This window comes from Hylemonella sp. GW821-FHT10B10 (genome assembly GCF_059415585.1).
Genome location: NZ_JBWKNN010000001.1, coordinates 1,564,950 through 1,577,193 on the forward strand (window position 1 = coordinate 1,564,950; position 12,244 = coordinate 1,577,193).

16 protein-coding genes are annotated in these 12,244 nt (G+C 64.4%); 9 read left to right on the forward strand and 7 right to left on the reverse strand.

Translation table 11 applies throughout. The features are described from left to right. The first annotated feature begins 49 nt into the window (after positions 1-49). Positions 50-349, forward strand: a complete 300-nt coding sequence (locus tag AC07NT_RS07670; protein ID WP_498597068.1) for a hypothetical protein — start codon at positions 50-52, stop codon at positions 347-349. Here the strand turns inward: AC07NT_RS07670 and pgeF are convergent. Both pgeF and maiA read right to left on the reverse strand, forming a co-directional pair. After that, positions 281-1,039, reverse strand: coding sequence for a peptidoglycan editing factor PgeF (gene pgeF, locus AC07NT_RS07675; protein ID WP_498597067.1), 759 nt, complete (start codon positions 1,037-1,039; stop codon positions 281-283). The two genes, AC07NT_RS07670 and pgeF, sit on opposite strands and share 69 nt — an antisense overlap. A gap of 15 nt (positions 1,040-1,054) precedes the next feature. Next, positions 1,055-1,720, reverse strand: a complete 666-nt coding sequence (maiA, locus tag AC07NT_RS07680; RefSeq protein ID WP_498597066.1) for a maleylacetoacetate isomerase — start codon at positions 1,718-1,720, stop codon at positions 1,055-1,057. A gap of 70 nt (positions 1,721-1,790) precedes the next feature. Between maiA and AC07NT_RS07685 the strand changes: the two genes are divergently transcribed. Continuing rightward, positions 1,791-2,093 carry an antibiotic biosynthesis monooxygenase family protein gene (locus AC07NT_RS07685; protein ID WP_498597065.1) on the forward strand — a complete coding sequence of 101 codons (303 nt, stop codon included), beginning with the start codon at positions 1,791-1,793 and terminating at the stop codon, positions 2,091-2,093. 138 nt (positions 2,094-2,231) lie between these two features. Here the strand turns inward: AC07NT_RS07685 and AC07NT_RS07690 are convergent, their stop codons facing one another. Further along, positions 2,232-2,669 (reverse strand): MarR family winged helix-turn-helix transcriptional regulator, encoded by a 438-nt coding sequence (locus tag AC07NT_RS07690; RefSeq protein WP_498597064.1) that lies wholly within the window; start codon positions 2,667-2,669, stop codon positions 2,232-2,234. A 108-nt stretch (positions 2,670-2,777) separates the two neighbouring features. On the opposite strand from AC07NT_RS07690, the gene gtdA reads away from it, so the two are divergent. The 5 genes from gtdA (at position 2,778) to AC07NT_RS07715 (ending at position 7,551) form a co-directional block, all read left to right on the forward strand. Then, positions 2,778-3,833 carry a gentisate 1,2-dioxygenase gene (gtdA, locus tag AC07NT_RS07695; RefSeq protein ID WP_498597063.1) on the forward strand — a complete coding sequence of 352 codons (1,056 nt, stop codon included), beginning with the start codon at positions 2,778-2,780 and terminating at the stop codon, positions 3,831-3,833. Continuing rightward, positions 3,830-4,525 carry a fumarylacetoacetate hydrolase family protein gene (locus tag AC07NT_RS07700; protein WP_498597062.1) on the forward strand — a complete coding sequence of 232 codons (696 nt, stop codon included), beginning with the start codon at positions 3,830-3,832 and terminating at the stop codon, positions 4,523-4,525. The genes gtdA and AC07NT_RS07700 overlap by 4 nt, the downstream gene beginning before the upstream one ends. A gap of 28 nt (positions 4,526-4,553) precedes the next feature. Further along, entirely contained in the window at positions 4,554-5,036 is a 483-nt protein-coding gene (locus AC07NT_RS07705) for a TRAP transporter small permease (RefSeq protein ID WP_498597061.1), read from the forward strand. A 73-nt stretch (positions 5,037-5,109) separates the two neighbouring features. Then, entirely contained in the window at positions 5,110-6,414 is a 1,305-nt protein-coding gene (locus AC07NT_RS07710) for a TRAP transporter large permease (RefSeq protein ID WP_498597060.1), read from the forward strand. Between the two features lie 93 nt (positions 6,415-6,507). Then, the gene (locus tag AC07NT_RS07715) at positions 6,508-7,551 is read left to right on the forward strand and encodes a TRAP transporter substrate-binding protein (protein ID WP_498597059.1); all 1,044 of its coding nucleotides are present in this window, start codon (positions 6,508-6,510) and stop codon (positions 7,549-7,551) included. A gap of 62 nt (positions 7,552-7,613) precedes the next feature. On the opposite strand, the gene AC07NT_RS07720 is transcribed toward AC07NT_RS07715, so the two are convergent. The 3 genes from AC07NT_RS07720 to acuI are packed head-to-tail and all read right to left on the reverse strand — an operon-like array spanning position 7,614 to position 9,799. After that, positions 7,614-8,162 carry an Lcl domain-containing protein gene (locus tag AC07NT_RS07720; protein WP_498597058.1) on the reverse strand — a complete coding sequence of 183 codons (549 nt, stop codon included), beginning with the start codon at positions 8,160-8,162 and terminating at the stop codon, positions 7,614-7,616. A gap of 25 nt (positions 8,163-8,187) precedes the next feature. Further along, positions 8,188-8,811: a hydrolase gene (locus AC07NT_RS07725; RefSeq protein WP_498597057.1), complete on the reverse strand. Its 624-nt coding sequence runs from the start codon at positions 8,809-8,811 to the stop codon at positions 8,188-8,190. A 10-nt stretch (positions 8,812-8,821) separates the two neighbouring features. After that, a complete protein-coding gene (gene acuI, locus AC07NT_RS07730) occupies positions 8,822-9,799 on the reverse strand; it encodes an acrylyl-CoA reductase (NADPH) (RefSeq protein ID WP_498597056.1) in 978 nt (325 codons plus the stop codon). A 105-nt stretch (positions 9,800-9,904) separates the two neighbouring features. On the opposite strand from acuI, the gene AC07NT_RS07735 reads away from it, so the two are divergent. Both AC07NT_RS07735 and AC07NT_RS07740 read left to right on the forward strand, forming a co-directional pair. Next, positions 9,905-10,558, forward strand: coding sequence for a C40 family peptidase (locus tag AC07NT_RS07735; protein WP_498597055.1), 654 nt, complete (start codon positions 9,905-9,907; stop codon positions 10,556-10,558). A gap of 243 nt (positions 10,559-10,801) precedes the next feature. Further along, positions 10,802-11,833: an alpha/beta fold hydrolase gene (locus tag AC07NT_RS07740; RefSeq protein WP_498597054.1), complete on the forward strand. Its 1,032-nt coding sequence runs from the start codon at positions 10,802-10,804 to the stop codon at positions 11,831-11,833. A gap of 48 nt (positions 11,834-11,881) precedes the next feature. Here the strand turns inward: AC07NT_RS07740 and AC07NT_RS07745 are convergent, their stop codons facing one another. Continuing rightward, positions 11,882-12,160: a hypothetical protein gene (locus AC07NT_RS07745; protein ID WP_498597053.1), complete on the reverse strand. Its 279-nt coding sequence runs from the start codon at positions 12,158-12,160 to the stop codon at positions 11,882-11,884. Positions 12,161-12,244 lie beyond the last annotated feature (84 nt).

Sequence of the window (12,244 nt, forward strand, 5' to 3'; positions counted from 1 at the left end):
AGTATGTCAGGCTTGAGGCCACGAATACCTGATATCGATCAAATTACTCATGTTCCTGATCCTGATAGCTATTGGCTGGCTTTACGTGGCCTTGCTCATGGCCGTGGCCGAAGCGACCAGTCCGGTAGGCAGCGTGCTGGGCGCGGTTTTCACCTTCTTCCTTTACGGTGTGGGGCCGGTGGCGCTGCTGCTTTATATCCTGGGCACGCCTGGACGCAAGAAGCTGCGCAAGCAACGCGAGACCGAGGAACTGGCCGCCTGGCAGCAGGCCCAGGCCGGCTCAGGTGCGCCAGATGCAGGCGGCCAAGCGGCCGCTGACACGGTCGCGCCTGTGCGAAAAGAACCGTGAAGGGTTGCTGACGGTGCACCAGGATGGTGAGCCGTCATTGCCATAGATCTGCTGGATGCCCTGTGCCGCCAGGCGCCGCCTGGCCAGGGCCGGCAGATCGGCCAGCCATTTGCCCGGCACCTTGGCGGGACGAAAACAGCCCCCCGCCTGCGGGTCATGCGCCTCGAAAGCGGCTTTCACTTCGGGCCCGACCTCGAAGGCCTGCGGGCCTATGCAGGGTCCCAGCCAGACCAGGATCTCGCGCGCAGCGACACCCAGCCTCGACTGCAGGTTTTCCAGCACCCCCAGCCCCCCCTGCCCGGCCAGGCCGCGCCACCCTGCATGGGCGGCGGCCACGAAGCTGCCACGGCCATCGGTGTACAGCAGGGGCAGGCAGTCGGCCACCATGATCGTGCAGGCCACGCCGCGTTCGCGTGTGAGGCAGGCGTCGGCCTCTGTCCCTTGCAAGGTATGTGCGTCCAGGGTCGCAATGCCGCAACCATGCACCTGCTGCAAAAACACCGGCCGCGCGCCCAGGGCCTGGGCCAGCAGCGCTCGGTTGGCGCCCACGGCCAGGGCATCGTCACCGACATGGTCGCCCAGGTTCAGGCTGTCGTAAGGCGACCGTGAACGGCCACCGACACGCGTGGTGCAGACCGCCCGCACCGTGGCAGGTGCCGGCCATCGCGGAACGATCCAGTCGGGATGCACTGCGCCTTGCTCCGCTCAGGGCTCGTTGTCAGGACAGCTGGAGGGCTCGGCACGCTGGAAGGCAGGCAGCCGCATGCAGGCGTCGAAAGCGGCCATGGTCCGGGGCAGGCCGTCGAGATTCACGTCGAAGCGTTTGCCGTTGAATATCTGCGGCACCAGGCAGCAGTCGGCCAGCGAGGGTGTGTCGCCCCAGCAATAGACCGAGGGCAACAGGCCATCCTTCTCACGCTGCGCGGCGAGGGTGCTCAGCTGGCGCTCGAAGCTCTCCAGGCCCTCGCGCACCCAATGGCGGTACCAGCTGTTCTTGGCCTCCTCGCTGACCTTGAGCTCCCGCACCAGGTACTTGAGCACACGCAGGTTGTTCAGGGGATGGATCTCGCAGGCGATGGACTGTGCCAGCGCGCGCACCCGGGCGCGGCCCGCAGGGTCCTTTGGCAAAAGGGCCGGCTCGGGATGGGTCTCGTCGAGGTACTCGATGATGGCCATGGACTGAGAAAAACGACCACCTTCGTCCTCAAGCAACGGCACCAGCCGGTCGGGCGAGACCTCGGCATAGGCCGCCAGCTTGTGGTCACCCCGCGCCAGGTGCACGGGGAGGTAGTCGTAAGCCAGGCCCTTGAATTCCAGCGCTATGCGCACGCGGAAAGAGGCGGAAGAGCGGAAGTAGTTGTGCAGCTTCATGCCACTGAGGATAAACCGGAAACGGAACCTGAGAGACAATGCGGCCCTACCGAACCGGAGGACCCACCCCATGATTCTCGAGATTGCCGATATCCGCATCCACGCCGATCAGCAGACCGCCTTCGACGAGGCCATCCAGCGCGGGCTGGCCACCGTCATCAGCAAGGCCCGGGGTTACCGCGGCTTCAAGGTGAACAAGGGTATCGAGCACCCGGAGCGTTATGTGCTGATGATCTTCTGGGACACGCTGGAGGACCACACCGTGCATTTCCGCCAGTCGCCGGCCTTTGCCGAGTGGCGCGCCATCGTGGGGCCCTTCTTCGCATCGCCCCCGCAGGTGGAACATTTCACCCTGCTCGCGAAGTCCAGCTGAGACCGCGAGATTAGCCATTGCCGAAGGCCGCCAGGCCAAGGCTTGTTCGCAAAACGCCGTGGAACCGGCTTTGCCGGGCCACTGGCGTTGCCCCCTTTAGGGGGTGGCGCAGCGCGCGTAGAGCGCGGAGCCTGGGGGTTAGTCCTTCTCGTGCCCGGCAACAAGTTTGCCGAGCAGACGCACGAACTGCTCGCGTTCGGCCGCATTGAGCGGCCCCAGGATGCGTGTCTGCGCCCGCGCCACCACCCGCTTCATCTGCTGCACGATCTGCTCGCCCTCGGGTGTCACCCACAGCAACTTGCGCCGACGGTCTTGCGCATCGGCCTCCCGCCGCACCCAGCCCTTGGCCTCCAGCCTGCCGATGACAGAGCCGGAGGTGGCCGGGTCGAAGGCCACGTGGCCGGCCAGCGTCACCTGATCGGTACCGGGCGCTTCCATGAGCGCATTGAGCATGGCAAACTGCACCGGCGTGACATCGAAGGCAGCCGTTTCATCCATGAAAAGGGCCACTGCGCATTGCTGGGCGCGCCGGATCAGGTGCCCCGGGGCATGCTGGAAATCGAAGCTTTTGGACATGACCCGAGTGTATTACCCGCATCAGCCCGGGGAAAACCCGATACCTCGGTTGCAGACACTATGCATGCTTACTAATAGAATGGCCATGCCAGCCCACAGGAGACAGCCGTGAACGCCCCACATCCCACCGCCGCTGCGCGCCAGGACCTGTACCGCGACATGGCGCCGCTGAACCTGACCCCCCTGTGGGAGGTGCTGCACGCGCTGGTGCCGGCGCAGCCGCTCTCCCCCTGCTTACCGGCCCTCTGGAAATACGAAGCGCTCCGGCCCTACCTGCAACGCGCCGGCGAGGTCATCACGGCCGAGGAAGCCGTGCGCCGCGTGCTGATCCTGGAAAACCCGGCGCTGCGTGGCCAGTCGGCCATCACCCAGTCGCTCTACGCTGGCCTGCAGCTCATCCTGCCCGGCGAGGTCGCCCCCAGCCACCGCCACACGCAAAGTGCTTTACGCTTCATCGTCGAAGGCTCAGGCGCCTACACGGCCGTGGACGGTGAGCGCACGACCATGCACCCGGGTGACTTCATCATCACACCCAGCTGGACCTGGCACGACCACGGCAACGAAGTTGACGAACCCGTGGTCTGGCTCGATGGCCTGGACATACCGATGATCCGCTTCTTCGATGCGGGCTTCGCCGAGAACGGCACGGCCAGGTCGCAGGCCGTCACCCGCCCCGAGGGCGCCAGCCTCGCCCGCTACGGCCACAACATGGCGCCAGTGCGCGGCGACGCGCCCTTCGGCGCCACCTCGCCCATCTTCAGCTACCCCTACGAGCGCAGCCGCGAGGCCCTGCACCAGCTCGAGCGCAGCGCACCGCTGGACGCCTGGGATGGCTACAAGCTGCGCTACATCAACCCGCTGACCGGCGCAGCACCCATGCCCACCCTGCAGCCATTTCTGCAGCGCCTGCCTTCCGGTTTCGACGGCAAACCGGCGCGCCAGACCGACGGCGCGGTCTACAGCGTGGTGGAGGGTGCGGGCACTGCGTACATCGCCGGGCCTCAAGGAACGGTACGATTCGATGTGCAAGCACGTGACCATTTTGTCGTGCCGTCCTGGCAGACGCTGCGACTGCAGTCCGACCCAGGTTGTGTGCTGTTCAGTTTTTCAGACCGCCCGGTCCAGCAGGCCCTGGGCATCCACAAGGAAGAAAGGCTCGCATGAGTTTTGTCATCACCGCACCGGCGCAGGTATCCGTCCCTGTGGTCGGCAGCAAGGACCGTTTCCCCGTCAATCGCATCTACTGCGTCGGCCGCAACTACGTGGCCCACGCACAGGAGATGGGCTTCACCGGCCGCGAACCTCCCTTCTTCTTCATCAAGCCGGCCGACACCTGTCTGGTCATCGAACCTGGCCAGACCGGCACCCTGCACTACCCCAGCCTCACCAAGGATTTCCACCACGAAATGGAACTGGTGGCCTGCATCGGTACCGGCGGCAAGAACATCAAGGCGGCCGACGCCAAGAAGCACATCTGGGGTTATGCCGCTGGCCTGGACATGACCCGCCGCGACCTGCAGGGCGAGCAGAAGAAGCTGGGCCGTCCGTGGTGCATCGGCAAGACCTTTGACGAGGCCTGCCCTATCGGGGCCATCACGCCCGCGGCCCAGGCCGGCGACGTGGAGAAGGCCGAGATCTGGCTGCAGGTCAACGGCAAGGACCGCCAGCGCAGCGACGTCACCAAGCTGATCTGGAACATCGGCGAGATCATCGAACACCTCACCACCGCCTGGGAGCTCAAGCCTGGGGACCTGATCTATACCGGCACACCCGAAGGCGTGGCGGCCGTGCTACCCGGTGATGTGATCGAAGGCGGCGTGGCAGGGTTGACCCCTATCCAGCTCAAGGTGGTCTGACCTTCTGGCGCCCCTACAATCCCGGCGCATGACTTACAAACTGTTGGGCAAGCTGGCCGGGTTCTGCGCCATCCTGGCTGGCGTCTTGCTGACGGTCATCACCCTGATGACCTGCATCAGCGTCCTGGGGCGCAACACCACGGGCACCACGCTGGTCGGTGACTTCGAACTCACGGGCGTGGTTGCCGGTGCGGCCATCGCCCTCTTCCTTCCCTGGTGCCAGTTCCGGCGCGGCAACATCATTGTGGACTTCTTCACCTCGCGCATGAGCGGGCGCACCAACGCTATGCTGGACCGGACCGGTGCCCTGATACTGGGCCTGTGCCTGGCCCTGCTTGCGTGGCGCACGGTACTCGGCGGACTGAGCGCCTGGAACACACAGTCCGCCACCATGATGCTGGGCTTCCCAGAGTGGATCGTCTACACGCTGATGGTCCCGCCCCTGATCCTCACAGCCCTCATTGGCCTGTGCCAGGGTCTACTGGGATTCGAGCCGGAGACACAGGCATGAGCGCCGCCTGGCCGTCCTGGGGCACTCGTACCGCAATGCGCAGCATGGAGATTTCCCAGTGAGCCCCCTGAGCATGACCCTGTTGATCTTCGGCATCATGCTGCTGCTGATGGCCGTGCGCATCCCGATCGCGATCTCGATGTTCGTCGCCGGCGCCATAGGTTACGTGGCACAGGCCGGCTGGCTGCCCCTGGCCAACTTCCTCAACACCGAGGCCTTCGCCCGCTTCGCCAGCTACGACCTGTCGGTCATCCCCCTGTTCATCCTCATGGGGCATTTCGCCACGCAGGGCGGCATCTCCAAGGCCCTGTTCGGCTTCGCCAGCGCTGTGATGGGGCGCTTCAAGGGCGGGCTGGCCATGGCCGCCGTGATGGCCAGCGCGGCCTTCGGCGCCATCTGTGGATCATCGGTGGCCACGGCAGCCACCATCACCTCTGTGGCGCTGCCCGAGATGAAACGCCATGGCTACTCGGGCCGCCTGTCCACCGGCACGCTGGCTGCCGGCGGCACGCTGGGCATCCTGATCCCGCCCTCGGTGCCGCTGGTCATCTACGCCATCCTTACCGAGCAGAACATCGCCAAGCTGTTCGCCGCCGCAATGGTGCCCGGCATCATCGCGATGATCGGCTACATGATCGCCATCGGGATCTACGTGCGACTGGTCCCGGGGCACGCGCCGACGGGCGACGTGGTCACGGAAAAGATCACGCTGCAGTCGCTCAGGGGCGTTATTCCGATCGCGCTGATCTTCCTCATCGTCTTTGGTGGCATCTACGGCGGCATCTTCACCCCGACCGAAGGTGCAGCCGTGGGCGCAGCCGCCACCTTCATCGCGGCACTGATCCTGCGCGAACTCACACTGGCCAAGCTCAAGCACTGCTTTTATGCCACCGCCGAGAGTTCGGCCATGATCTTCATGATCTTCATCGGCGCCGACCTGATGAACTCCGCCCTCACCTTGACCCAGGTGCCGACGCAGCTCGCCAGCCTGGTTGGCAGCTGGGGCCTGCCGCCGCTCATGGTGGTCAGCGCCATCCTGCTGCTCTACGTGGTGCTGGGCGCGGTCATGGACGAGTTGTCCATGATCCTGCTGACCATCCCGATCTTTTTTCCCATGGTCATGGGCCTGGACTTCGGCATGCCCCCCGAGTCGGTGGCCATCTGGTTTGGCATCATGGTGCTGATGACGGTGGGCTTCGGCCTGCTGGCGCCGCCCGTGGGCCTGAACGTCTACGTCGTCAACGGCATGGCCAAAGACGTGCCGATCAGCGAGAGCTACCGCGGTGTCATGCCCTTCCTGGCCAGCGATGTGTTGCGCACCCTGTTGCTGCTTTTCTTCCCGGCCATCTCCCTTTGGCTGGTGAAGTACGTAGCTTGACACCGCCCTGGTGCAAGACTTGAGGGAAAGCCCCAGCACGTGCCCAGGCTGATTTCGGCTAAGGTGCGAACAGAGAACCAAGAGGAGACAGACATGATCCAGCGCCGTACCCTGCTCAAATCCACCGCTGCTGCAGCAGCACTCGGTGTCCCGACCCTGGGCCTGACCCAGCAGAGCGTGACCCTCAAGTTCCACACGTTCATGGCCCCCATGTCGGCCGTCTGGCTGACGATGCACAAGCCCTGGATGGACAAGGTCGAGAAAGACTCGGGTGGCCGCATCAAGTTTGAAGCCTACCCCGCCATGCAACTGGGCGGCACGCCGGTGCAGCTCTACGACCAGGCACGCGACGGCGTGGTCGACGTGGTCTGGACCCTGCCAGGCAATACCGCCGGACGCTTTCCACGCATCGAGGTGTTCGAACTGCCCTTCATGCTCAACAACGCCGAGGCCACTTCCAAGGCCTATTGGGAATACGTGCAGACCGTCGCAGTTGACGAGTTCAAGGACACGCACCCGATCGCCCTGCACGTGCACGGCCCCGGCATGTTCCACACCAAAGCCAAGCAGATCAAGACCCCGGACGATCTCAAGGGCCTGAAGATGCGCGGTCCGACCCGCCAGGTCACCAAGCTGCTGCAGGCCGTGGGCGCGACACCGGTGGGCATGCCGCTGCCGCAGATCCCCGACGCCCTGTCCAAGGGCACCATCGACGGCTGCGTGATCCCCTGGGAAGTGGTGCCGGCCGTCAAGGTGCACGAGTTGACCAAGTTCCACACCGAGTTTCCAGCCGGCCATCCTGGCCTGTACACCACGACCTTCGTGATGACCATGAACAAGGCCAAATACGAGTCGCTGGCGCCCGACCTCAAGAAAGTCATCGACAACAATTCCGGTCTGGCCACCTCGGGCTGGCTGGGCAAACAGCAGCAGGAGAGCGATATCCCCGGGCGCAAGACCACGGTCGAACGCGGCAACACCATCTACACCCTGAGCAATGCCGAGGCCCAGGAGTTCGTCAAGCGCTCCAGCGAAGTCGACAACGAGTGGGTGGCCGATATGAACAAGCGCGGCTTTGATGGCAAAAAGCTGCTGGACGGTGCCCGGGCCCTGATCGCCAAGCACGGCAAGGCCTGAACACAACGCCCCGAATAAAAAAGCGCCCGACGGGCGCTTTTTTTTGCCTCTCTGCGGCGACTTCAGAACTGTGGGCGCACCAGCCTGACCACCAGCGGGGTACGGCGGCCCACATCGCCTCGCGCCTCTCCGGTGCCCATGTGCAAGGCCCAGCCCTGCTGCACGCCCAGCTGGTCCTGCGTCCCGGCTCGGCCTTGCTGGATGTTCCCATAGTGGTAGGGATTGGCCTGCGTCGTGTCGATCCGCGACGTGCTGGTCCAGTACCAGTCCTGCGGCGCCGCCGGAAACAGCGCCTTGCCCTGCTCGCTGGCGGCCCAGCGCCGCAATTCTGTCAGGCGCGGCAAACGCCAGGCCACGCCCTCGGCCTTGAAGCGTGCCGTCGCCAGTGCCACCGCCTCGCCATAGGTCATCTCACGCGGCTGCCCGGTACAGGTCTTGCCATTCCAGGCCATGCCCTCCACGCAGCGCGGCCAGGCCAGCTTGCTGCGCGGATCGACCACGTAGCTGCCATCGGCCGTCGTGACCGGGCTGGTTGCGGCAGGGGACGTCGCCTGCGCGGCGGCCAATCCGGCCAACAGGGCACAGAAGCTGCCCGCCAGTATGTGTTTCATGATCTGCCTTTGCATGCGTCGCGGATCACGCGCCCGCCTTGACCAGCTTGAGCACCTCGTCGAAAGCCGGATGTTCGGCGGAACGCAGCCATTCGAAAGCCACCATCTCGGTCGTCACCAGTTCAGCACCCGCACCAGCCAGGCGATCGAAGGCCGCATCGCGGTTGCGCTCCGTGCGCGAACTGCAGGCGTCCGTCACGACCCAGACCTCGAACTCGTCATCGAGCAGGTCCAGTGCCGTCTGCAGCAAACAGACATGCGTCTCGCAACCGGCGATGACGATGGTGTTACGCCCGTCGGCCGGCTGGGCCGGCTTCTGCAGATGCTTGGGCAGGCTGCGCGCATTGCCCTGCGGCGCGCGTGCCGGTGGCCGCAGCAGATCGGCCAGGCCATCGGCCACGGCACTGAAGCTCATCTTGGCAAAGGTCTTGCCACCGCCCTGCGTGATCAAAGCCTGCAGCTCAGGCACGGTGGGCCCCAGGCTTGCGGGGTTCTCTTCCGTGGCGAAGACGGGGACCTTGAGCAGGCGCGCCAGCTGCGCCAGACGTCGCGCGTTGGACAGCACATTGGGACCATCGTGGATGGCCGGCATCAGCTTGATCTGGTAGTCGACCAGCAGGAGTTGGGAATCATCGAGTTCGAGCAGCATCTTGTTTCCTTCAGGCTATGCGGACCACCACACGTCCGCGCACCTGGCCGGCCATGAGTTGCTGGGCCTTGGCGATGGCGCCGTCCAGCGGCACTTCCTCGATCATGCGCTCCAGCAGTGCCGGATCAAGGTCGCGCGCCAGGCGGTCCCAGGCGCGCTGGCGCTTGGGCAAAGGGGCCATGACCGAATCGATCCCCGCCAGCGTGACCCCGCGCAGGATGAAAGGCATCACCGTGGTCGGCAGGTCCATACCCTGGGCTAGGCCGCAGGCGGCAACCACGCCACCGTAGCGCGTCTGCGCCAGCGCGTTCGCCAGGGTATGCGAGCCCACGGCGTCGATCACTGCAGCCCAGCGTTCTTTCTGGAAGGGCTTGCCAGCGGCTCCCAGGTCGGCACGGTCGATGATGGCGCTGGCACCCAGGGCCTTCAGGTAATCCGCCTCGGCCGTCTTGCCGGTAGCGGCCGCGACCTGGTACCCCAGCTTGCCCAGCAGGGCCACGGCCACGCTGCCCACACCCCCGGTGGCACCGGTCACCAGCACCTCGCCAGCGCCGGGGCTCACGCCGCGGTCTTCCAGCGCCAGCACACAGAGCATGGCCGTGTAGCCGGCCGTGCCGATGGCCATGGCCTGGCGCGGCGTGAAGGCCCTCGGGAGTTTGACCAGCCAGTCTCCCTTGAGGCGCGCCTTTTCGGCCAGGCAACCCCAATGGGTTTCTCCGACACCCCAGCCGTTGTGCACAAAGGCGTCACCCGCCTTCCAGGCGGGGTGGCTGGATTCCAGCACCGTACCGGCGCCATCAATGCCCGCCACCATGGGCCAGCTGCGCACCACAGGGCCCTTGTTGCAGATGGCCAGACCGTCCTTGTAATTGAGAGTGGAGTACTGCAAGGCCACGGTCACGTCGCCCGCCGGTAGACGGGCTTCGTCGATGTCCTGCACCGAGGCCTGGAATCCGTTGGCATTGTCCAACACGAGAGCTTTGAACATACAGATGAATCTCTTGGATATTTTGTTTTAAATCAATGACTTATCGTTATTTTCACGAAAAAGCTTTAATTGACACAAGCCTGCGCGCCGCCCTATGCTAACCGCATGCGTACCGCTTGTATCGCCCTTCTGCTGAGCCTGCTCGCCTGTGCGCGCGCTGGCGCCAGCGGCGTGGGCGATGACGAGCTGGACCGCTTTCTCAATGCGCGCGGCCTGGGAGACTCGTCGACACGAGCCGCCACGCCGTCACAAGCCGTTCCCGCACCAGCACGCAACGAAGCACCCGAGACGACGACCAACGGCGCCAGCGCCAAGCAGCCCATGGACCGCATGTCGGAACTGGTGGTAGCGGCCATGGGTGCGTTGGGAGTGCCCTACCGCCGCGGCGGCAACACCTATGACTCGGGTTTCGACTGCAGCGGCTTCGTGCGCGCCGTGTATGAGCAGACGCTGGGGCTGATGCTGCCGCGCAATGCGGCACAACAGGCCGCCGCCACCTACCAGATCGAGCGCACCGAGCTCCAGCCCGGCGACCTGGTCTTCTTCAATACCCTGCGCCGCACCTTCAGCCATGTGGGCATCTATGTCGGCGACCACAAGTTCATCCACTCTCCCAAACCGGGCGCCGCTGTGCGCATCGAGGATATGCGCGTGAACTACTGGAACCGTCGCTTCGATGGCGCCCGGCGCGTGACGGGCCAGGCCCGGGCGCCTGTACAGGCTGCGACGGTGCCGGAGCGGGTCTACAACAATTATTGACAGTGACGTGCCCCGGTCTTGCTCTCCAGCAAACCCGGAACCTGCGGCGCAGCCACGATCTCTGTCACAGTCTTTTACAGTGGCGCCCCAAACTTCAGGGCACAGGTCCTCGTGACCGTCGACTTCGGAACGACAATGGCATGATCAAGTCCTTCGACTTGCCATTCACGTGTCCATGCCCCTGACCCGACCCGGATGGCATTCGTCGAGAAGAACACCCCAGACGATAGACGAGGCTCCGACATGAAAAAAACCCTGCATCGCATCCACCTCCTGGCCGTCGGCCTGCTGCTGGTCGTCGGCGGCCTGGGCGCTCAAGCCCAGGATGCTGGCCCCACCTACGCTGGCGCCGAGCCCCTGGGCGCCGCCCTGGAGAACTGGTCCTATCCCTATCCGGTGCAGATGCTGCAGTTCGAGGTGGAGGGCCGGCCCGTGCGCATGGCTTATATGGACGTGAAACCGGAAAACCCCAACGGCCAGACCCTGCTGCTGTTGCACGGCAAGAACTTCGGTTCCGACTACTGGGCCAACACCATACGCGTCATGTCGACCTATGGCTACCGCGTGATCGCCCCGGACCAGATCGGCTTCGGCAAATCGTCCAAGCCCGAGATCCGCTACACCTTCGCCATGCTGGCCGAGAACACCGCGCGCCTGCTAGACCACCTGCGGATCAACCGGACCACCGTCATCGCCAACAGCATGGGCGGCATGCTGGGCGTGCACTACGCGCGTCGGTATCCGGAACGTGTGATCGCCCTGGTGCTGGAAAACCCCCTGGGCCTGGAAGACTACGTGGCCAGCATCCCGCCGCAACAACTCTCCAACCTCGTCAAGCTGGAAATGGCGCAGACACCAGCCAGCTACCGCAACTTCGTCAAAGGCTACTTCCCGGTCTGGAAACCCGAATACGAACGTTTTGTCGAGCAGTTCGCCCGCGTGCAGCTCAGCGGTGACTATCCGCACTTCGCCCTGGTCTCGGCCCTGACCTACCAGATGATCTATGACGGTCCGATCATCAACGAGCTGCCCCAGCTCAAGGTGCCAACCTTGCTGATCATCGGACAGAACGACCGCACGGTCTTCGGTCGCCGTTTTGCACCGCCTGAGGTGGTCAAGCCCATGGGCAATTTCCCGGCCATGGGGCGTGCCGCGCAGCAGCGCATCCCGGGTTCCGTGCTCAAGGAATTCAATGGCGTGGGCCATGCGCCGCACCTGGAACAGCCCGAGCGCTTCCACGCCGTCATCATCGACTTCATCTACGGCAAAAAATAAACCCTGAAGGCTGACGCCCTCAGGGTTGCTGCGGCACGCCAAACCGGCCTATTTGTCAGACGGTTTCTCCGCACTGCCTTTATTGTTGACCTTGTTCTGGATCCAGCTGTCGGCAGGCTTGAACACCTTCTCGTTGACGGTACCGAAGGCCTTGCCCACCCCCTTGTCAGCAGCTGCAGCACCTTTCTCGATGCCCTCCTGCGTCGCCTCGCCACCTTTTTTGATCGTGCGACCGGCCTTGTCCACAAAACGCTCTTCTTCGGCATGCACCACAGGCATGGCAAGAACCGCCAGCAGGCAACACAGGCATCCGTATTTTTTCATCATGATCTCACTCCAGTATCAGGTTATCTGCCACACCGGGTATACCCCGCGTGTGACGGGCTGAATCTAACACCATTGCACCCACGC